The sequence below is a fragment of the Streptomyces sp. NPDC017225 genome, from assembly GCF_044331465.1.
Classification (GTDB): domain Bacteria; phylum Actinomycetota; class Actinomycetes; order Streptomycetales; family Streptomycetaceae; genus Streptomyces.
This window is the reverse complement of sequence record NZ_JBIRNE010000001.1, coordinates 97,072-116,930: the sequence shown is the minus strand read 5'-3', so window position 1 is coordinate 116,930 and position 19,859 is coordinate 97,072. Positions and strand designations below refer to the sequence as shown.

Annotated in this window: 13 protein-coding genes; 12 read left to right on the top strand and 1 reads right to left on the bottom strand. The window is 71.1% G+C overall.

The features are described from left to right. Positions 1-99: 99 nt before the first annotated feature. The 12 genes from ACH4NX_RS00460 (at position 100) to ACH4NX_RS00405 (ending at position 17,776) form a co-directional block, all read left to right on the top strand. Positions 100-744 (top strand): bifunctional 4-hydroxy-2-oxoglutarate aldolase/2-dehydro-3-deoxy-phosphogluconate aldolase, encoded by a 645-nt coding sequence (locus tag ACH4NX_RS00460; protein WP_398127223.1) that lies wholly within the window; start codon positions 100-102, stop codon positions 742-744. After that, a complete protein-coding gene (locus ACH4NX_RS00455) occupies positions 741-1,736 on the top strand; it encodes a sugar kinase (RefSeq protein WP_398127222.1) in 996 nt (331 codons plus the stop codon). The genes ACH4NX_RS00460 and ACH4NX_RS00455 overlap by 4 nt, the downstream gene beginning before the upstream one ends. A 173-nt stretch (positions 1,737-1,909) precedes the next feature. Beyond that, on the top strand, positions 1,910-2,629 hold the full coding sequence (locus tag ACH4NX_RS00450) for a FadR/GntR family transcriptional regulator (RefSeq protein ID WP_398127221.1): 720 nt from the start codon (positions 1,910-1,912) through the stop codon (positions 2,627-2,629). A gap of 232 nt (positions 2,630-2,861) precedes the next feature. After that, positions 2,862-3,836 carry an endonuclease/exonuclease/phosphatase family protein gene (locus ACH4NX_RS00445; protein ID WP_398127220.1) on the top strand — a complete coding sequence of 325 codons (975 nt, stop codon included), beginning with the start codon at positions 2,862-2,864 and terminating at the stop codon, positions 3,834-3,836. An 87-nt stretch (positions 3,837-3,923) separates the two neighbouring features. Next, the gene (locus ACH4NX_RS00440) at positions 3,924-4,934 is read left to right on the top strand and encodes a LacI family DNA-binding transcriptional regulator (RefSeq protein ID WP_398127219.1); all 1,011 of its coding nucleotides are present in this window, start codon (positions 3,924-3,926) and stop codon (positions 4,932-4,934) included. A gap of 332 nt (positions 4,935-5,266) precedes the next feature. Next, positions 5,267-9,556, top strand: coding sequence for a discoidin domain-containing protein (locus ACH4NX_RS00435; protein WP_398127218.1), 4,290 nt, complete (start codon positions 5,267-5,269; stop codon positions 9,554-9,556). A gap of 86 nt (positions 9,557-9,642) precedes the next feature. Then, complete coding sequence (locus tag ACH4NX_RS00430) at positions 9,643-10,656, top strand: LacI family DNA-binding transcriptional regulator (protein WP_398127217.1); 1,014 nt, start codon at positions 9,643-9,645, stop codon at positions 10,654-10,656. Between the two features lie 151 nt (positions 10,657-10,807). Beyond that, complete coding sequence (locus ACH4NX_RS00425) at positions 10,808-12,223, top strand: extracellular solute-binding protein (RefSeq protein ID WP_398127216.1); 1,416 nt, start codon at positions 10,808-10,810, stop codon at positions 12,221-12,223. A gap of 66 nt (positions 12,224-12,289) precedes the next feature. After that, the gene (locus ACH4NX_RS00420; protein ID WP_351398710.1) at positions 12,290-13,249 is read left to right on the top strand and encodes a sugar ABC transporter permease; all 960 of its coding nucleotides are present in this window, start codon (positions 12,290-12,292) and stop codon (positions 13,247-13,249) included. Positions 13,250-13,270: 21 nt separating this feature from the next. After that, the gene (locus ACH4NX_RS00415) at positions 13,271-14,146 is read left to right on the top strand and encodes a carbohydrate ABC transporter permease (RefSeq protein WP_398127215.1); all 876 of its coding nucleotides are present in this window, start codon (positions 13,271-13,273) and stop codon (positions 14,144-14,146) included. 130 nt (positions 14,147-14,276) lie between these two features. Next, positions 14,277-15,893, top strand: coding sequence for a glycoside hydrolase family 13 protein (locus tag ACH4NX_RS00410; protein WP_351398706.1), 1,617 nt, complete (start codon positions 14,277-14,279; stop codon positions 15,891-15,893). Positions 15,894-15,988: 95 nt separating this feature from the next. Further along, positions 15,989-17,776 (top strand): SpoIIE family protein phosphatase, encoded by a 1,788-nt coding sequence (locus ACH4NX_RS00405; RefSeq protein ID WP_398127214.1) that lies wholly within the window; start codon positions 15,989-15,991, stop codon positions 17,774-17,776. A 50-nt stretch (positions 17,777-17,826) separates the two neighbouring features. On the opposite strand, the gene ACH4NX_RS00400 is transcribed toward ACH4NX_RS00405, so the two are convergent. After that, positions 17,827-19,755, bottom strand: a complete 1,929-nt coding sequence (locus ACH4NX_RS00400) for an ABC transporter ATP-binding protein (RefSeq protein ID WP_398127496.1) — start codon at positions 19,753-19,755, stop codon at positions 17,827-17,829. Positions 19,756-19,859 lie beyond the last annotated feature (104 nt).

The following is a 19,859-nucleotide window of genomic DNA, read 5'->3' as shown; positions in this document are numbered from 1 at the left end:
ACGCCTGTGTCCGCACGCGCGCCGCACCGCACCGCACCCGCATGCGCACCCACACCCACACCCGCACATGACCGTCTTCTCACGCACCGGAGCCGTCCCGTGGACCTGACCGATTTCACCGCCCGCCTGAGCCGTGACCGGCTCGCCGCCATCGTGCGGGGACGCTCGGCGGACGCCGCCCTGCGCACCGTGCTCACACTCGTCGAGGAAGGTGTCGGCCTCGTCGAGGTCTCCCTCAGCACGGACGACGCCTGCGGCGTGATCGCCAGGGCCGCCCGCGCGGTGGGCGGGGACGCCGGCGTCGGCGTCGGCACGGTCGTCGCCCGGGACGACCTGCTCCGTGCCCAGGACGCCGGCGCCACCTGGGTGGTCACCCCGGCCGGCGGCGAGGTGGTCTCCGCCGCCGCCCAGCAGGGACTGCCCGTCCTGGCGGGAGCCCTCACCCCCACCGAGGCCGCCGCCGCCATGGCCGCGGGCGCCACCGCGGTGAAGCTCTTCCCCGCCTCTCTGGGCGGGCCCGCCTACCTCCGGGCGCTCAAGGACCCCTTCCCCGACATGCCGCTGGTACCGGTCGGCGGAGTGGACGCGGACCTCGCGCCGGACTACTTCGCGGCCGGCGCTCTCGCGGTCGGAGTCGGCTCACCGCTCGTCGGCGACGCGGCCCACGGCGGAGACCTGGACGGACTGCGCGAGCGGGCCCGCCGCTTTCGCGCGGTGTGCCGGGGAGAGGAAGTGGGCGCATGACCTCCCGGACGGACATCCCGGCACCCGGGCCGCGGCACACGTCGGCCGATGTCCTGACCTTCGGCGAGACGATGCTGTCCCTGCAGACCGAGGGCCCGCTGACCGCCGGGGGCGCGGCCCGCACCGCGGTGGCCGGCGCCGAGTCGAACGTCGCCGTCGGCCTGGCCCGCCTGGGCCACCGTGTGTCCTGGGCCGGCCGACTGGGCGCGGACGAACCGGCCCGCCTGATCCTGCGCACCCTGCGGGGCGAGGGCGTGGACGTGCGGCACGCCACCGCCGACCCCGACGCGCCCACGGGCGCCCTGATGCGTGAACGTCTCGTGGCCGACGTCGCGCGTGTGCACTACTGGCGCGCCGGGTCGGCCGCCTCCCGGCAGCGGCCCGAGCACCTCGCCGCCGCGCTGACCGCCGGCGCCCGCGTCCTGCATGTCACCGGCATCACCTGCGCCCTCGGCCCCGGACCGCTCTCCACAGTGACCGGTGCGGTCCAGTACGCACGCGAGCACGGCTGGACGGTGGTGCTGGACGTCAACCACCGGGCCCGCCTGTGGAGCGGGGAGGAGGCGGCACCCGTCCTGCGCGAACTCCGCGGCAGCGTCGACGTCCTGATCGCCTCGGACGACGAACTTCCCCTGATCGCGGGGCTCGACGGCACCGACGAAGCCGCGCGGGTGTCGGAGCTGCTGTCCGCCGGAGCACGCGAAGTGGTGGTCAAACGAGGCGGCGACGGCGCCGACCTGTACGGCGCTGACGGCCGGCGTCTGCACCAGCCCGCCCACCGCGTCCCGGTCCTCGACACGGTCGGTGCCGGCGACGCGTTCTGCGCCGGATACCTCTCGGGCCTCCTGGACGGCCTCGCACCCGCCGACCGGCTGCGGCGGGCGGGCGCCACCGGTGCTTTCGCGGTAGCCTCCCGCGGTGACTGGGAAGGGCTGCCGCACCGCGACGAACTCGCCCTCCTGGACGCCCCGCACGGCAGCGCCGTCCGCTGACCGTCGACCGGTCGCGATTCATCGCCAGGGCGGCGGCCCTGGCGGCCGTCGAGGTGTGTTCGCGCACAACGCTCCAGCGGTGGACTCCCGAACGCCGCCGCGAGAAGCTCGGCGCCGGATCGGCCGCCGGCCCGGCCAGGGCTCACCGGCCCTTTCACATCGAGGAGAACCGCATGGCGTCCTACTCCGGCCGCGGCGTGCACGGACAGGTCGTGCACAAGCTGGGCGCGCGCATCGTGGGAGGCGGGATCGCCCAGGGCGAGATCCTGGACATCGGCGCGCTCGGGGCCGAACTGGACGTCAGTCTGACCGTCATGCGAGAGGCGTTGAAGGTCCTCGCCGGCAAGGGGCTGACCGACGCGCGGCAGAAGCGCGGTACCTACGTCAGGGACCGGGCGCACTGGAACCTGCTCGACGCCGACGTGATCCGATGGCGCATGGAGACGGGTGACGGCGGACCGTTGCTGCGCGACCTCGCCGACGTGCGTTCCATCGTCGAGCCCGCCGCGGCGCAGCGGGCCGCCCTGCATCGTACCGACGCCGATCTGACCGCCCTCGAGACCGCGCTCGACGCCATGGGGCGGGCCCGGTCGGACTCCGCCGCCGCGGCGGAGGCGGACGCCGCCTTCCACCGAGCGCTGCTGGCCGCCACCGGCAACGAGATGCTCCGCAGGATGGACCTGCTCCTGGAGCCAGGTCTCCGGGAACGCGACCGCATGGTCCACTCGAGCGGTGACGCCGACGATCCCGTGCCCAGCCACCGCGCCGTCCTCGACGCCGTCCGGGACCGGGACCCGGCCCGCGCCGAGCTGGCCATGCTGGATCTGCTGGCCAAGGCCGCCGCGGACGTCGACCACATGACGCACACTTCGGGCACCGTGCCGAGCCCCTGACGCCCCGGCCGCGTGCCGGGCCCGTGCCGGGCCCGGCGACCGCGCGCGCCACCCCGCGGTACCCCACCGCCGCCCCCGCGGTGCCCCACCGCCGCCCTCGCACCGGGCACCACCGCCGCCCCGCTCAGGGTCCTCGCGCTTCCCGGCCCGCTCGGCCCGCTGCCGGCCGGGGTGCGGCTGGAGGATGAGCGGGAAAGCTCCCCGTCGGTCGGTGGGTAGTACGGTGTCGCCGGTGAAGATCAGCCATCTACGCCGCTCTCCTCGGGACGGGCATCCGTCCTCGGCCTGGACCCGGGGGCGGGTCGTCGCCGTCCTCGCGGTCCTGACCGCGCTCCTGCTGACATGCCACGGGGCGGTTCCCAACCGGGTGGGCGGGCTGGGCAGTCTGCTGGAGTCGTTCCTGCCGTGGCTCGGCGTGGTGGTCGTGGTGCTGCTCGTCCTGGCGCTGGTGCGCCGTTCGGCCCTCGCGCTGGTGGCCCTGCTCCTGCCGGTCGCGGCCTGGGCGTATCTCTTCGGCGGTCTGCTCCTGCCCGCGCCGGAGCCCGGCGCCGACGACCTGGTCGTGGTGCAGCACAACGTCAGCGACGAGAACCGTGATCCCTCGGGCACGGCCCGTGCCCTGGCGGATGCCGGGCCCGACCTGATAGCGCTCCAGGAGCTGGTGCCCCCGGCGATCGGGGTGTACGAGCAGACTCTCGCCCCGGACTACCCGTACCGGACGGTGCAGGGCACCGTCGGACTCTGGTCGAAGCATCCGCTGGCCGATGCCGGGCCACTGGACATCAAGCCCCGGGGCATCGAGGAGGAGTGGAACCGCGGGCTGCGGGCCGTGGCGCACACTCCGCACGGTGCGGCCGCCGTCTACGTCGCGCACCTGCCCTCGGTCCGTGTCCGGGCGAGCGGCCTCGCGTCGTCCTGGCGTGACGAGAGCGCCGGCCTGCTGGGCGACGCTGTCGCGGCCGAGGAACTGAACACGGTGATCCTGCTGGGCGACCTCAACGGCACGGTCGACGACCGCGCGCTGGAGCCGCTGACCGAACGCCTGGAAGTGGCCGAACGGGGCGTCGCCCTGAGCTTCCCCGCCGCCTTCCCGCTGGCCCGGATCGACCAGGTCATGGCCCGCGACGCGCGCGTCGGCCACATCCGCGCCCTGCCCGCCACCGGCAGCGATCACCTCCCGGTGGCCGCCCGGATCACTCTGGACTGAAGGGGCGGATGCCTCACAGCCGGACGCAACGGTCTCCACAGGGCTGGACAGCAAGCCGCTTGCGGGGCTTGCGTTAGCCTTTCGTGTGTGACGCGACGACTTGCTCAGGTGGCGAAGAAGGTTGGGGTCAGCGAGGCCACGGTCAGCCGGGTACTCAATGGCAAGCCCGGTGTTTCCGAGGCGACCCGGCAGTCCGTGCTGAGCGCGTTGGACGTTCTCGGCTACGAGCGGCCGACGCAGCTGCGGGGTGAGCGGGCGCGGCTGGTGGGCCTGGTGCTGCCCGAGTTGCAGAACCCGATCTTCCCGGCGTTGGCCGAGGTCATCGGTGGCGCCCTGGCCCAGCAGGGGCTGACGCCGGTGCTGTGCACGCAGACCAAGGGCGGTGTCTCCGAGGCCGACTACGTCGAACTGCTCCTGCAGCAGCAGGTATCCGGCGTGGTGTTCGCCGGCGGCTTGTTCGCTCAGGCGGACGCCCCGCACGATCACTACCGGCTGCTCGCGGAGCGCAACATCCCGGTGGTGCTGATCAACGCCTCCATCGCGGACCTCGACTTCCCGTGCATCGCCTGCGACGACGCGGTGGCCGTGGAGCAGTCCTGGCGGCACCTCGCGTCCCTCGGGCACGAGCGGATCGGTCTGGTGCTCGGTCCCGGCGACCACGTCCCCTCCCGCCGGAAGCTCGCCGCCGCCCACGAAGCGGCCACGGCCATGCACGCGCAACTGCCCGAAGAGTTCGTCGAACGGTCCATGTTCTCCCTGGAGGGCGGCCAGGCCGCCACCGCCCGCCTGCTGGAACGCGGAGTCACCGGCATCATCTGCGCCAGCGACCCCCTCGCCCTCGGCGCCATCCGCGCCGCCCGCCGGCGCGGACTCCACGTCCCCCACGACATCTCCGTCGTCGGCTACGACGACTCCGCCTTCATGACCTGCACCGAACCCCCGCTCACCACCGTCCGCCAACCCATCGAAGCCATGGGACGCGCCGCCGTCGACCTCCTCTGCGCCCAGATCCAGGGCACCGAAGTACCCCACGGAGAGCTGCTCTTCGAACCCGAACTCGTCGTCCGCGGCTCCACGGCACAGGCATCCGCCAAGTAGGCGGGCCGGCAGGACAGCAGGACTCTCCCCTAGGCCGGGCCCCGCAAGTCTCTTGCGGGAATTGGCAGTGGCTTGCGGCTGTCCGACGTAGCTCGTGAAAGCCGCTGATCCGGGGAGCACTCGGGGATTGCCCGGACATCACTGAGAGCACACCACCCCGTCCAGTGCTGATTTCGCGCTGCCTTCTCTGTGGACGACTCGACAGTTCTCTGCAACTCTCTGAGCGCTCGACGTAAATGGCGGATAAATTCGAGCGTCCGCCCGATGAGCGCATCCGACTGAGCCGTGTCTCGTGGCCGTGCGGCGCGAGGCGGAGATCGGGGACAGAACAGATGAGAATCCGGAACCGGAGATCACGTGCTCTGTGCACCGTGGTCGCGACCAGTCTGCTGGCGCTGGGTGGGCCGTTGCTGTCGGCCTCGGCAGCCGGTGGACCCAACATCGCCGTGGGAGACCCCACGGCGGCGAGCAGCTCGCACGGCGAGTACGGCGCCGCCAACATCACCGACGGCGACCAGGGTTCGTACTGGCAGAGCGATGGTGGCAGCCTGCCCCAGTGGGTCCAGACCGACCTCGGAGCCACCGAGCGGATCGACGAGGTCGTCCTGCGACTGCCCGCCGGCTGGGAGAGCCGCGACCAGACGCTCTCCGTGCAGGGAAGCGCCGACGGCACGAGCTTCAGCACTCTGAAGAGCTCCGCCACCTACGCCTTCGAGCCGGGGTCGGGCAACACGGTCACCGTGAGCTTCCCCGCCGCCCGTATGCGGTTCGTACGGGTCGATGTCACCGCGAACACCGGGTGGCGGGCGGCCCAGCTCTCCGAGCTGGAGGTGCACGCGGCCGGCGAGTCGTCCACGAACCTCGCCGCCGGCCGCCGGCTGACCGCCGGCAGTTCCGCGGGGGCGTACTCACCCGCGAACGGCAACGACGGGAACAAGGCCACCTACTGGGAGAGCGCCAACAACGACCTGCCGCAGTGGCTCCAAGCCGACCTCGGCTCGTCCCGTCGGATCGACCGCGTCGTGCTGCGGCTGCCGGACGGCTGGCCGGCCCGCAGCCAGACGCTGAAGATCCAGAGCAGCGACAACGGCTCGGACCTCACCGACCTGACCACCGCCGAGGCGCACACCTTCGACGGGGCGGGCGGCCAGTCGGCCACGATCACCTTCGACGCGACCACCGCGCGGTACGTGCGCGTCCTGGTGACGGCCAACACCGGTCAGCCCGCCGCCCAGGTCTCCGAGCTGGAGGTCTACGGCCCGGCGACCGGCGACACGCAGGCCCCGACCGCGCCCGCGAACCTCGCCCTCACCGAGCCGGCGACCGGTCAGGTCAGACTGACCTGGAACGAGGCGACGGACGACACGGCCGTCACGGGCTACGACATCTACGCCAACGGCGACCTGCTGACCACGGTCGCGGGCGACGTCACCACCTACACCGACACCCGGCCGGCCGACGCGACGGTCACCTACCACGTGCGGGCCAAGGACGCGGCCGGCAACCAGTCGGGCAACAGCAACCCGGTCACCCGCCGCGCCGACACCGGAGACACGCAGGCGCCGACCGCGCCCGCGAACCTCGCCCTGACCGAGCCGGCCGCCGGTCGGATCAAGCTGACCTGGACCGCCTCGACGGACGACACGGCCGTCACCGGCTACGACATCTACGCCGACAACAAGCTGCGCAAGAGCGTCGCCGGTGACGTCACCACCTACACCGACACCCAGCCGGCGTCCGCGAACGTGACCTACCACGTGCGGGCGAAGGACGCGGCCGGCAACCAGTCGGGCACCAGCAACGCGGTGACCCGCACCGGCAGCGGAGGAGGGTCGAACCTGGCCGTCGGCAAGCCGATCAGCGCCTCGTCCTTCATCCACACCTACGCCGCCCGGAACGCCAACGACAACAGCACGTCGACCTACTGGGAGGGGGCGGCGGGCAGCTACCCGAACACGCTCACCCTGGAGCTGGGCGCCGACGCGGACGTCGACGGTGTCGTCCTCAAGCTCAACCCCGACACCGGCTGGTCCAAGCGCACCCAGAACATCCAGGTGCTCGGACGGGAGCAGGACGCGTCCGGCTTCACCACTCTGGTGACCGCGAAGGACTACGTCTTCGACCCGGCGAGCGGCGGCAACAGCGTGACCGTACCCGTCGACGACCGGGTCGCCGACGTCCAGCTCAGGTTCACGTCCAACACCGGGGCGACGGCCGGGCAGATCGCCGAGTTCCAGGTCATCGGCGCCCCGGCCCCCAACCCCGACCTGGAGGTGACGAAGCTGACCAACTCCCCCGCCTCGCCCGTCGAGTCGGACGGGATCACCGTGTCCGCCACCGTCCGCAACAGCGGCCCGGCGAACGCCCCGGCCGGCACGGTCGCCCTGCGGCTGGGCGACACCGAGGTCGCCACCGCCGAGGTCGGCGCCCTGGAGGCCGGCGCGCAGAGCACGGTCAGCGCGTCCATCGGGGCACGCGAGGCCGGTTCCTACGAACTGAGCGCGGTCGCCGACGAGGCGAACGAGATCACCGAGCGGAACGAGACCAACAACACCTACACGCGGCCCGAACCGCTGGTGGTCAAGCCCGTCCAGAGCTCCGACCTGGTCGCCGCGACGGTCACCACCTCGCCCTCCAGCCCGGCCGCCGGTGACGACGTGACCTTCAAGGCCGCCCTGAAGAACCAGGGCACCCAGGACTCGGCGGGCGGCGGCCACGCGGTGACGCTCGCCCTGGTCGACTCCAAGGGCATCACGGTCGAGACCCTGACCGGCGCGCACTCCGGGATCATCGCCGCCGGCACCACGGCCCCGGCCGTGAGCCTCGGCACCTGGAAGGCGGCCAACGGCTCGTACACCCTGAAGGTCACGGTCGCCGACGACGCGAACGAGCTGCCGGTCAAGCGGGAGAACAACACCTCCACGCAGCCGCTGTTCGTCGGGCGCGGCGCCGACATGCCGTACGACATGTACGAGGCGGAGGACGGCACGGTCGGCGGCGGCGCCAAGGTGGTCGGGCCCAACCGGACCATCGGCGACATCGCCGGCGAGGCGTCCGGCCGCGAGGCCGTGCACCTCGACGCCACCGGTGAGTACGTCGAGTTCACCACGAAGGCCGAGACCAACACCCTGGTGACCCGCTTCTCCGTCCCGGACGCGCCGGGCGGCGGCGGCATCGACTCGACGATCAACGTGTACGTCGACGGCGTCATGAAGAAGGCGCTGCCGCTCACCTCGAAGTACGCCTGGCTGTACGGCAACGAGGCGGCGCCCGGCAACTCCCCCGGCGCGGGCGCGCCACGTCACATCTACGACGAGGCCCACATCATGCTGGGCGGGACCGTCCCGGCGGGCAGCAGGATCCGGCTTCAGAAGGACGCAGCGAACACCACCGACTACGCGATCGACTTCGTCAGCCTGGAGCAGGTCGCCCCGGTGGCCAACCCCGACCCGGCGGCGTACGCGGTGCCCACCGGATTCACGCACCAGGACGTGCAGAACGCGCTCGACCGGGTGCGCATGGACGCCTCCGGGAAGCTGGTCGGTGTGTACCTGCCGCCCGGCGACTACCAGACGTCCAGCAAGTTCCAGGTGTACGGCAAGGCGGTCAAGGTGGTGGGCGCCGGTCCGTGGTTCACCCAGTTCCACGCGCCCACGACGCAGGACAACACCGATGTCGGCTTCCGCGCCGACGCCACGGCGAAGGGCTCGTCCTTCTCGGACTTCGCCTACTTCGGCAACTACACGTCCCGCATCGACGGGCCGGGCAAGGTGTTCGACTTCTCCAACGTGTCGGACATCGTGATCGGCAACATCTGGAACGAGCACATGGTGTGTCTCTACTGGGGCGCCAACACGGACCGGGTCACGATCAAGAACTCCCGGATCCGCAACATGTTCGCCGACGGCGTCAACATGACCAACGGCTCGACCGACAACCTCGTGTCCAACAACGACGCCCGGGCGACCGGGGACGACAGCTTCGCGCTGTTCTCCGCGATCGACGCGGGCGGCGCGGACATGAAGAACAACCTCTACGAGAACCTCTCGTCGACGCTGACCTGGCGCGCCGCGGGTCTCGCCGTCTACGGCGGCTACAACAACACCTTCCGCAACATCCACATCGCGGACACCCTGGTCTACTCGGGCATCACCATCAGCTCGCTGGACTTCGGGTACCCGATGAACGGCTTCGGCACCGATCCGACGAACTTCGAGAACATCTCGATCGTCCGGGCCGGCGGGCACTTCTGGGGCAACCAGACCTTCCCGGGCATCTGGGTGTTCTCGGCGTCCAAGGTGTTCCAGGGGATCCGGGTCAGCGACGTCGACATCGTCGACCCGACGTACAGCGGGATCATGTTCCAGACGAACTACGTGGGAGGGCAGCCGCAGTTCCCGATCAAGGACACGGTCTTCACCGATGTCACCATCTCGGGCGCGCGCGAGAGCGGTGACGCGTTCGACGCCAAGTCCGGTTTCGGCCTCTGGGCCAACGAGATGCCCGAGGCGAATCAGGGCCCGGCGGTCGGTGAGGTCGTCTTCAACGGGCTGAAGTTCAGCGACAACGCCGTGGACATACGCAACACGACGTCCACCTTCAAGATCATCAGGAACCCGTAGGCCGGCGCCGGCACGGCGACGGTCGTGTCGGACGGGTCAAAGACTGGCGCAAACCTCTTGCGGAGGCTTGCGCTAGTCTTGCGTATGTGACGCGACGACTTGCTCAAGTAGCGAAAAAGGTTGGGGTCAGCGAGGCCACGGTCAGCCGGGTACTCAACGACAAACCGGGGGTCTCGGAGGCGACCCGGCAGTCCGTGCTGAGCGCGTTGGACGTTCTCGGCTACGAGCGGCCGACGCAGCTGCGGGGTGAGCGGGCGCGGCTGGTGGGCCTGGTGCTGCCCGAGTTGCAGAACCCGATCTTCCCCGCGTTCGCCGAGGTCATCGGTGGCGCCCTGGCCCAGCAGGGGCTGACGCCGGTGCTGTGCACCCAGACCAAGGGCGGTGTCTCCGAGGCCGACTACGTCGAACTGCTCCTGCAACAGCAGGTATCCGGCGTGGTGTTCGCCGGCGGTGGGCTGTTCGCTCAGGCGGACGCCCCGCACGATCACTACCGGCTGCTCGCCGAGCGCAACATCCCGGTGGTGCTGATCAACGCCTCCATCGCGGACCTCGACTTTCCCTGTATCGCCTGCGACGACGCGGTGGCCGTCGAGCAGTCCTGGCGCCACCTCGCGTCCCTCGGCCACGAGCGGATCGGTCTGGTGCTCGGCCCCGGCGACCACATCCCCTCCCGCCGGAAGCTCGCCGCCGCCCACGAAGCGGCCACGGCCATGCACGCGCAACTGCCCGAAGAGTTCGTCGAACGGTCCATGTTCTCCCTGGAGGGCGGCCAGGCCGCCACCGCCCGCCTGCTGGAACGCGGAGTCACCGGCATCATCTGCGCCAGCGACCCCCTCGCCCTCGGCGCCATCCGCGCCGCCCGCCGACGCGGACTCCACGTCCCCCACGACATCTCCGTCGTCGGCTACGACGACTCCGCCTTCATGACCTGCACCGAACCCCCGCTCACCACCGTCCGCCAACCCATCGAAGCCATGGGACGCGCCGCCGTCGACCTCCTCTGCGCCCAGATCCAGGGCACCGAAGTACCCCACCGGGAACTGCTCTTCGAACCCGAACTCGTCGTCCGCGGCTCCACGGCACAGGCATCCGTCGAGTAACCGCGCCCCAACACCTTCGGCTGACTGTCCAACAATTACAAAATCAGCGCGAGATATTGCGCGCTCTTGTTCGCGGTGGTTGAGTGAGCGGCGCCCCACAACGCATCGGCGGTGGGGCGCCTTCCACGTTCATGCCCGAGGGGGACCACCCATGAGAAGTGCTCGGCTCCGCCGTACCCGTCGTGCCGGCGCCATCACGCTCGTCTCCGCTCTCACCCTGACCGCTCTGGCCGCCTGCGGCACGAGCAGCAGTGACGACGGCGGCGGTTCCGAAGGCAGCGGCGGGTCCTCCGACCCGGCTGCTCCACTGGACCCGAAGACGAAGGTGACCATCACCATCGACTGCATGCCCCCGGCCGCGAAGGCGGCGGAGCTGAAGGAGTGGAAGGAGGACGTCAAGGAGTTCAACAAGACGTACCCCAACGTCACCATCGAGGGCCGCTCCACCCCGGGCCAGTGCCTGGAGCCGCCGCGGTTCACCGCGATGCTCAAGGCCAAGTCGCAGCCCGACGTCTTCTACACGTACTTCACCGACCTGCCCCAGGTGCTGGACAACGACGGCGCCGAGGACATCACCGCGTACGTCGACGACAGGACCGTGCCGGCCCTGAAGGACATCGATCCGAACGTCCTCGGCTCGCTCAAGCACGAGAACAAGCTCTACGGCCTGCCCGAGAGCAACTACACGATGGGCCTGCTGATCAACCGCAAGCTCTTCGAGGAGGCCGGACTCGACCCGGACGCCCCGCCGCGCACCTGGGCCGAGGTCCGCACCGCCGCCAGGAAGATCGCCGACCTGGGCGAGGGGATCGCCGGCTTCGGCGAGTACAGCGCGGGCAACACCGGCGGCTGGCACTTCACCGCCCAGATGTACAGCCTGGGCGGCGAGGTCGTGGACGCGAGCGGCAAGAAGGCGGCGTTCAACGACGAGCTGGGCAAGCAGGTCGCGGAGAACCTCCACGCCATGCGCTGGGAGGACCAGAGCATGGGCAAGACCCAGCTGCTCAAGTGGGGCGACCTGCAGAAGCAGATCGCCACCGACAAGCTCGGCATGTTCCTCGCCGCGCCCGACGACATCACGTACATGGTGCAGCAACTCGGCGCCGACTACGAGAACTTCGGCATGGGCCCGATCCCGGGCGCGAAGAACACCCTGGCCGGGGGCAACGGCTACATGATCAAGGAGGGCATCTCCCCGGACAAGGTGAAGGCGGCCGTCGCCTGGCTGGACTTCAAGAACCTCACCGTCGGCCAGGGACAGTTCGACTGGGCCCGCAAGAAGACCGACAAGCTGCCGGTCGGCCTCCCGCAGCCCAACTTCTGGCTCAACGAGTTGAAGAAGAAGGACGACGCGGCCCGGATCGAGCACGCCACCATGCCGGTCGAGAACTTCAAGACGTTCATGGACAACCCGGTCCCGGGCAAGGCCGAGCCGCCGAAGGCGCAGGAGGTCTACAAGGTCCTGGACAACGTGATGTCCGGCATCCTCACCAACGAGGACGCCGACGTCGACAAGCTGCTCTCCACGGCGGAGCAGCAGGTCGACCAGGTTCTGGCCACGCAGTGACCGGCTCCTCGGGGGGCGGGCCGTACCGCTCCCCGGGGCCCATGAGATCAGTCCCAAGGAGCGACGATGTCGGCCCCCAGCCTGACCCCGAGCAAGGCGGCGAGATCCCGCCACTCCCAGCCGCCGCCGGCCGGCCCGCCCTCGCCCGGCGGGCCCTTCGGCAGGAACCTCAGACGCAATCTCACCGCGCACGGCTTCCTGATCGGGGCGGTCCTCTGCTTCGCGTTCTTCTCCTGGTACCCCATGGTCCGGGAGTTCTTCCTCGCCTTCCAGAAGACGGACCAGGGCGAGGTCTCCTGGGTCGGTCTGGACAACCTGCGCACGGTCTTCAACGACCCCGCCTTCTGGCAGGCGTGGCGCAACACGCTGCTGTTCACCGTGCTGGCCCTCGTCTTCGGCTTCGCCGTGCCCTTCGCGGTCGCCCTCGTCATCAACGAACTCCGGCACGGCAAGGGCTATCTGCGACTGCTGGTCTATCTGCCGGTGATGCTGCCCCCGGTCGCCGCCGTGCTGCTCTTCAAGTACCTGTACGACCCCGGATACGGCCTGCTCAACGAGTTGTCCGGCTTCTTCGGGCTGCCCGAACAGCAGTGGCTGCAGGATCCCGACCTGTCCATGCTCTCCGTGGTCATCGCGTCGACCTGGATGAACATGGGCGGCGCGGCGCTGATCTACCTCGCCGCGCTCCAGGGCATCCCCGGTGAGCTGTACGAGGCGGCGGAGCTCGACGGGGCCGGGCTGCTGCGCAAGATCTGGCACGTGACGATCCCGCAGACCCGTCTCATCCTCTCCCTGATGCTGCTCATGCAGATCATCGCCACGATGCAGGTCTTCGTGGAACCCTTCCTGCTCACCGGCGGCGCCGGTCCCGAGGGCTCGACCACCACCGTCGTCTACCTCATCTACCAGTACGCCTTCAACTTCAACGACTACGGCGCCGCGGCGGCCCTCGGCCTGCTGCTCCTCGTACTCCTCGCCGGCTTCTCGGCGGCGTACGTGAAGCTCAGCCGCGCCGAGGACGAGTAGAGAGCCCGGGGGAAACCACAGATGTCCACACGCACGCTCATCTCACCGGCCCAACTCGCCAGGCCCCGCGGCAAGATCCTCTACTGGGTGACGTTCGGCGGTGTCGTCACGCTCTTCACCGTGGTCTTCCTCGGCCCGATGTACTGGATGATCTCCAGTGGCTTCAAGGACACCCAGGAAGTCGTCCGGACACCTCCGACGCTGGTTCCCGAGTCGTTCGAACCCGACAACTACGCGCAGGCGTGGAATGTCATGGACCTGGCCGGCCTGCTGGGGAACACGCTGTTCTACGCGTTCGGCGCGCTGGCCTTCCAACTGGTCCTCGACGTGGCCGCGGCGTACTCCCTGTCCAAGCTCCGCCCCGTCTTCGGCAAGGCCATCCTGGGCATGATGCTGGCGACGCTGATGATCCCGGCGACGGTGCTGGTCGTGCCGCAGTACCTGACGGTGCTCGACGTGCCGCTGTTCGAACGCAACCTGCTCAACACACCGTGGGCGATCTGGTTGCCCTCGGTGACCAACGCCTTCAACATCTTCCTGCTGAAGCGGTTCTTCGACTCGATCCCGAGGGAGCTGCTGGACGCCGCGTCCATGGACGGCGCCTCGCCCATGCGCACCCTGTGGTCGATCGTGCTGCCCATCTCGCGGCCGATCCTCGGCGTGGTGTCCATCTTCGCGATCGTGGGCGTCTGGAAGGACTTCCTCTGGCCCATGCTGACACTGCCCGACCCGGCCAAGCAGACGCTGAACGTCGGCATCTACTCCCTTTCCAACGGAGTGCCCGTCAACGTGCTGATCGCCGCGCTCACCATGGCCTCGCTGCCGACCCTGATCATCTTCCTGATCTTCCAGCGCAACATCATGGGCGGACTCACCGCCGGCGGACTCAAGGGCTGAGGCACTGCGCCCGTCTCCCTCCCCGCCCGCCCGACCGGCTCGTCCCCGTCAACCTTCGCCGCCGGCCCGTCCGACGCCCCGCCCATCCGGACCGGCGGCGAAGATCCACCCTGCCCGAAAGGACCGTCACGTGGCAGACCCCACTTCGCACCGCACCGAGAACTGGTGGCGCGACGCCGTCATCTACCAGGTGTACCCCCGCAGTTTCGCCGACGGCGACGGCGACGGCACCGGTGACCTCGCGGGCGTCCGGGCGAGACTGCCGTACCTCGCCGAACTCGGTGTCGACGCCGTCTGGTTCACCCCCTGGTACGTCTCACCGCTCGTCGACGGCGGCTACGACGTGGCCGACTACCGCACGATCGACCCGGCCTTCGGCACCCTCGGCGAGGCCGAGAAGCTGATCGCCGAGGCGCGGGAGCTGGGCATCCGCACCATCGTCGACATCGTCCCCAACCACGTCTCGGACCAGCACGCCTGGTTCCGGGCGGCGCTGGCCGCCGGCCCGGGCAGCGCGGAGCGGGAGCGCTTCCACTTCCGTCCCGGGCGCGGGGAGCACGGCGAACTGCCGCCCAACAACTGGCCCTCCCAGTTCTCCGGCCGCACCTGGACCCGCGTCCCGGACGGCGAGTGGTACCTCCACCTCTTCACGCCCGAACAGCCCGACCTCAACTGGGCTCACCCCGAGGTGCGCCAGGAACACGAGGACGTCCTGCGCTTCTGGTTCGAGCGCGGTGTCGCCGGTGTACGCATCGACTCCGCCGCGCTGCTCGCCAAGGACCCCGCGCTCGCGGACTTCGAGGAGGGCGTCGACCCGCACCCCTACATCGACCAGGACGAACTGCACGACATCTACCGCTCCTGGCGGGCCGTCGCCGACGAGTACGGGGGCGTCTTCGTGGGTGAGGTGTGGCTGCCCGACGCGGAGCGCTTCGCCCGCTACCTGAGGCCCGACGAGCTGCACACCGCCTTCAACTTCAACTTCCTGTCCTGCCCCTGGGACGCGGACCGGCTGCGCCGCGCCATCGACGACACCCTGGCCGAGCACGCCCCGGTCGGCGCCCCCGCCACCTGGGTGCTCTGCAACCACGACGTGACCCGCACCGTGACCCGGTACGGCCGTGCGGACACCGGCTTCGACTTCGCGAAGAAGGCCTTCGGCACCCCGGCCGACCTCGCCCTCGGGACCCGGCGCGCCCGGGCCGCCGCGCTGCTGACGCTGGCCCTGCCCGGGTCGGTCTACCTGTACCAGGGGGAGGAACTCGGTCTGCCCGAGGCGGACGTACCGCTCGACCGGATCCAGGATCCGATGCACTTCCGTTCCGGGGGCACCGATCCGGGCCGGGACGGCTGCCGCGTCCCGCTGCCGTGGTCGGCCGACGCCCCGTACTGCGGTTTCGGCTCCGAGGCGGAGCCCTGGCTGCCGCAGCCGGCCGGCTGGTCGGCGTACGCGGCAAACCGCCAGAGCACCGACCCGGAGTCGATGCTCGCGCTCTACCGCCGGGCACTGCGCCTGCGGCGCTCCGCCGACGGTTTCGGGGACGGTTTCGGCGACGGCCCGTTCGGCTGGCTGCCCGCGCCGGACGGCGTCCTCGCGTTCCGGCGCGCGGGCGGCCTGATCTGCGTCGTCAACCTGTCCCCCGGGCCGGTCGGGCTGCCCGCGCACAGCACGCTCCTGCTCCGCAGCGGGCCGCTCGACGCCGACGGCCGGCTCCCGGGGGACACGGCGGTGTGGCTGCGCGCCTGACGCGCCCGGGCGGTGCGCCGGCCGGTGCACCGCCGTCGCCGGTCGCCCCGAGGCAGGGCAGAATCGGGGCAGGACGCTGTGGGAGGAGGCGACGCGTGCGGGAACGACCGTGGCCGCGCGGGCTCCGCCGGCCTCCCGAGACCGTCGTGGGCGGCCGCCGGGCGCTGAAGGCGGCCCTGCGGCCGGTGACCGAGGCGGTGCTCGCCCGGCGTCGGCTGGCCTGGCTGAACGAGGCCGGTATGCGCATCGGGACCACGCTGGACCTGCGGCGCACGGCCGAGGAGCTGGCCGGCTTCACCGTGCCCGAACTGGCCGACGGGTGTGCGGTGGACCTGCTGGAGTCGGTGCTCCGGTTCCAGCAGGGCGATCACTTCGAGGGGGCGGCGGGCACCCCCGAGCTCCGGGCCATGGCGGTCTCGGAGGTCCCGGGGCTGAACCTGGCACCGGACCCGGTGGGCGAGGTGTCGGTGTACACCGCCGACCGGCTGGTGCGCACCTGCCTGACCACCCGCAAGCCGGTGCTGGTCACCCGTATGGAGCCGTCCGACTTCCACGCCGTCGCGCCCACTCCCGAGGCGGCCGACCTCATGCGGCGCGCGGGCGTGCACTCCTACCTCGCGGTACCGCTGATCGCCCGCGGGGTGCTGCTGGGCCTGGCCGACCTCGTCCGGGCCGGCAGCCGGACACCGTTCACGCATGCCGACGTGGCCCTGGTGATGGAGCTGGCGTCCAGGGCCGCCGTGTACATCGACAACGCCCGGCTCTACGGGCGGGAGCGCGAGCACGTGGTCACGCTCCAGCGGGCCCTGCTCCCCCGGTCCAGCCCGAGCACACCGGGGCTGGAGGTGTCCTCGTGCTACGACCCGGCCGGTGATCCGGCCGCCGTGGGCGGCGACTGGTTCGACGTGGTCGCGCTGCCCAGCGGCCGTACCGCGCTGATGGTGGGCGACGTGATGGGGCGCGGCCTGGCCGCCGCCGCGACCATGGGCCGGCTGCGCACGGTGGCCCGGACTCTGATGGCCCTCGACATCGCGCCCGAGCGGCTGCTGGCCCGGCTGGACCTGGCCGCCCGCGACCTGGAGGAGGACCAGGTCGCCACCTGTCTGTGCGCGGTGTACGACCCGTGCGGCAGCACCTTCCGCATCGCCAGCGCCGGTCATCCGCCGCCGCTGCTGACCGGGTCCGACGGCACCACGTCGTTCCTGGACGTGCCCGCCGGGGCGCCGCTGGGGACCGGGGTGATCCCGTACGACCCGATCGACTGCCCGGTGCCCGAGCGGGGGCGGCTGACGCTGTACACGGACGGCCTGATCAGGTCGCGCACCGCCGGGCTCGCCTCCCAGATGGAGCGGCTGCGCGAGGCGGTCGGCGCGGGGGTGCCCGGGGACGGCGCGGTGTGCCGGGCGGTCACCGAGCGGGTCGGCGGCGACCGGTCCGACGACGCGATCGTCCTGATCGCCGCCGCCCGTCCGCTCGCTCCGGAGGGTGATGTGTACGTACGGACCCTGCCGCCGGACGGCACGGCCGCCGGGCAGGCCCGTACGGCGGTGCGCGAGCAACTGGTGCGGTGGGGCCTGGGGGATCTCGTCGACTCGACGGAGCTGGTGGTCAGCGAGCTGGTCGGCAATGCCCTGAGGTACGGCAACGCCCCTGGTGAGCTGCGGCTGCTGCGGCACGAGCGGCGGTTGTCGGTGGAGGTCTCCGACTCCGGGCCGGACCTGCCGCAGATCCAGCGCGCGGACGTGAGCGACGAGAGCGGGCGCGGTCTCCAGCTGATCAACATGATGTGCCGGAGCTGGGGCTCGTGCCGGACGCCCGAGGGGAAGGTCGTGTGGGCCGAGCAGGACCTGCCCGTGCGGGGCGGGCCGGCCGGCCCGCGGTAGCGCCCGCGCCGTGCTTTTCCGCACCGCCCCCTCCCTGGCTCCCTGCGCCCCTACGCCGCCGTTCCCGCCTTCTCCGCCTTCCTCGCCTTCTCCAGCGTCCCCGCCTTCTCCGCCTTCTCCGGTGTCCGCCGCCCGAACTGGGTGCGGTGCAGTTGGGCGTAGCGGCCGCCGGCCGTCAGGAGTTCGTCGTGGGTGCCGCGTTCGACGATGCGGCCCGACTCGACCACCAGGATCTGGTCGGCCGCACGGATCGTGGACAGCCGGTGCGCGATCACGACGGCCGTCCTGCCCTCCAGGGCCTCGGTGAGGGCCTCCTGGACGGCCGCCTCGGAGGTGTTGTCGAGGTGGGCGGTGGCCTCGTCGAGGATGACGACGCGCTGGCGGGCCAGCAGCAGCCGGGCGATGGTCATGCGCTGGCGCTCCCCGCCGGAGAGCCGGTAGCCGCGTTCGCCGACCACGGTGTCGAGGCCGTCGGGCAGGGAGCGTACGAGGTCGGTCAGGCGGGCTCGGCGCAGCGCGTCCCACAGTTCGGTGTCGGTGGCTTCGGGGCGGGCCAACAGCAGGTTGGCGCGGACGGTGTCGTGGAAGAGGTGGCCGTCCTGCGTGACCATGCCGACGGTGTCGCGCAGGGAACGGGCGCCCAGGTCGCGGACGTCGACGCCGCCGACGCGCACGGTGCCGCCGTCGGCGTCGTACAGGCGCGGCAGCAGCCCCGCGATGGTCGACTTGCCGGCGCCGGAGGAGCCGACGAGCGCGACGGTCTGGCCGGGTTCGGCGCGGAAGGAGAGGCCGTGCAGGACCTCGTCGCCGCCCCGGGTGTCCAGGGAGGCGACCTCCTCGAGGGAAGCCAGGGAGACCTTGTCGGCGGACGGGTAGCCGAAGCGGACGTCGTCGAACTCGACGGCGACCGGGCCGTCGGGGACGGGGCGGGCGTCGGGCTTCTCGTCGATCAGCGGGGTCAGGTCCAGCACCTCGAAGACCCGCTCGAAGCTGACCAGGGCGCTCATGACCTCCACGCGGGCCCCGGCGAGCGCGGTGAGCGGCGCGTACAGCCGGGTCAGCAGGAGCGCGAGCGCCACGACGGCGCCCGGGTCCAGGGTGCCGCGCAGGGCGAACCAGCCGCCGAGGCCGTAGACGAGAGCCAGGGCGAGGGCGGAGACCAGGGTGAGGGCGGTGATGAACGCCGCCTGGGCGGTGGCGGTGCGCACCCCGATGTCCGCGACGCGGCGGGCGCGGTCGGCGAACTCGGCCGACTCGTCCTCGGGGCGGCCGAACAGCTTGATCAGCGTGGCGCCGGGGGCCGAGAAGCGCTCGGTCATACGGGTGCCCATGGCGGCGTTGAGGGTGGCGGCCTCGCGCTGCATGAGGGCCATGCGACGGCCCATGCGCCGGGCGGGGAGCACGAACACCGGGAGCAGCGCCAGCGCGAGGAGGGTGATCTGCCAGGAGAGGGTGAGCATGACGGCGAGGGTGAGCAGCAGCGTGACCAGGTTGCTGACCACGCCGGACAGGGTGTTGCTGAAGGCCCGCTGGGCGCCGATGACGTCGTTGTTGAGACGGGAGACCAGCGCTCCCGTACGAGTACGTGTGAAGAACGCGACCGGCATGCGCTGCACATGATCGAACACAGCCGTGCGCAGATCGAGGATGAGTCCCTCGCCGAGCCTCGCCGAGAGTCTGCGGGAGAGGATGCCGAGCGCCGCCTCGGCGACCGCGATGAGTGCGATGAGGAGGGCGAGGCGTACGACGGTGCCCTCGTCGTCGCCGGACACGATCGTGTCCACGACGCGGCCGGCCAGGACGGGGGTGGCGACGGCGAGCAGTGCCGTCGCCACCCCGAGCAGGACGAACCGGGCGATGCTGCGGCGGTGCGGGCGGGCGAAGGCGCCGATACGGCGCAGTGTGGCGCGGGCGAGGGGTCGGCGTTCCTGCTCGGCGTTCATGACGCTGTGCAGCTGGGTCCAGGCTGTGGTCTCCATGCTCATGCGAGTGACGGTAGAACCTCGATCAACCTTGAGGTCAAGGACCGACGGCCCGCCATCCGTAAGCCGTCGTCCGCGCGTCGGCCACCCGTAGTTGGCGC

Coding starts and splice junctions, on each gene's coding strand:
- ACH4NX_RS00420 (WP_351398710.1), top strand. CDS start 12,290: ATGTCGGCCCCCAGCCTGACCCCGAGCAAGGCGGCGAGATCCCGCCAC.
- ACH4NX_RS00425 (WP_398127216.1), top strand. CDS start 10,808: ATGAGAAGTGCTCGGCTCCGCCGTACCCGTCGTGCCGGCGCCATCACG.
- ACH4NX_RS00435 (WP_398127218.1), top strand. CDS start 5,267: ATGAGAATCCGGAACCGGAGATCACGTGCTCTGTGCACCGTGGTCGCG.
- ACH4NX_RS00455 (WP_398127222.1), top strand. CDS start 741: ATGACCTCCCGGACGGACATCCCGGCACCCGGGCCGCGGCACACGTCG.
- ACH4NX_RS00400 (WP_398127496.1), bottom strand. CDS start 19,755: ATGGAGACCACAGCCTGGACCCAGCTGCACAGCGTCATGAACGCCGAG.
- ACH4NX_RS00415 (WP_398127215.1), top strand. CDS start 13,271: ATGTCCACACGCACGCTCATCTCACCGGCCCAACTCGCCAGGCCCCGC.
- ACH4NX_RS00450 (WP_398127221.1), top strand. CDS start 1,910: ATGGCGTCCTACTCCGGCCGCGGCGTGCACGGACAGGTCGTGCACAAG.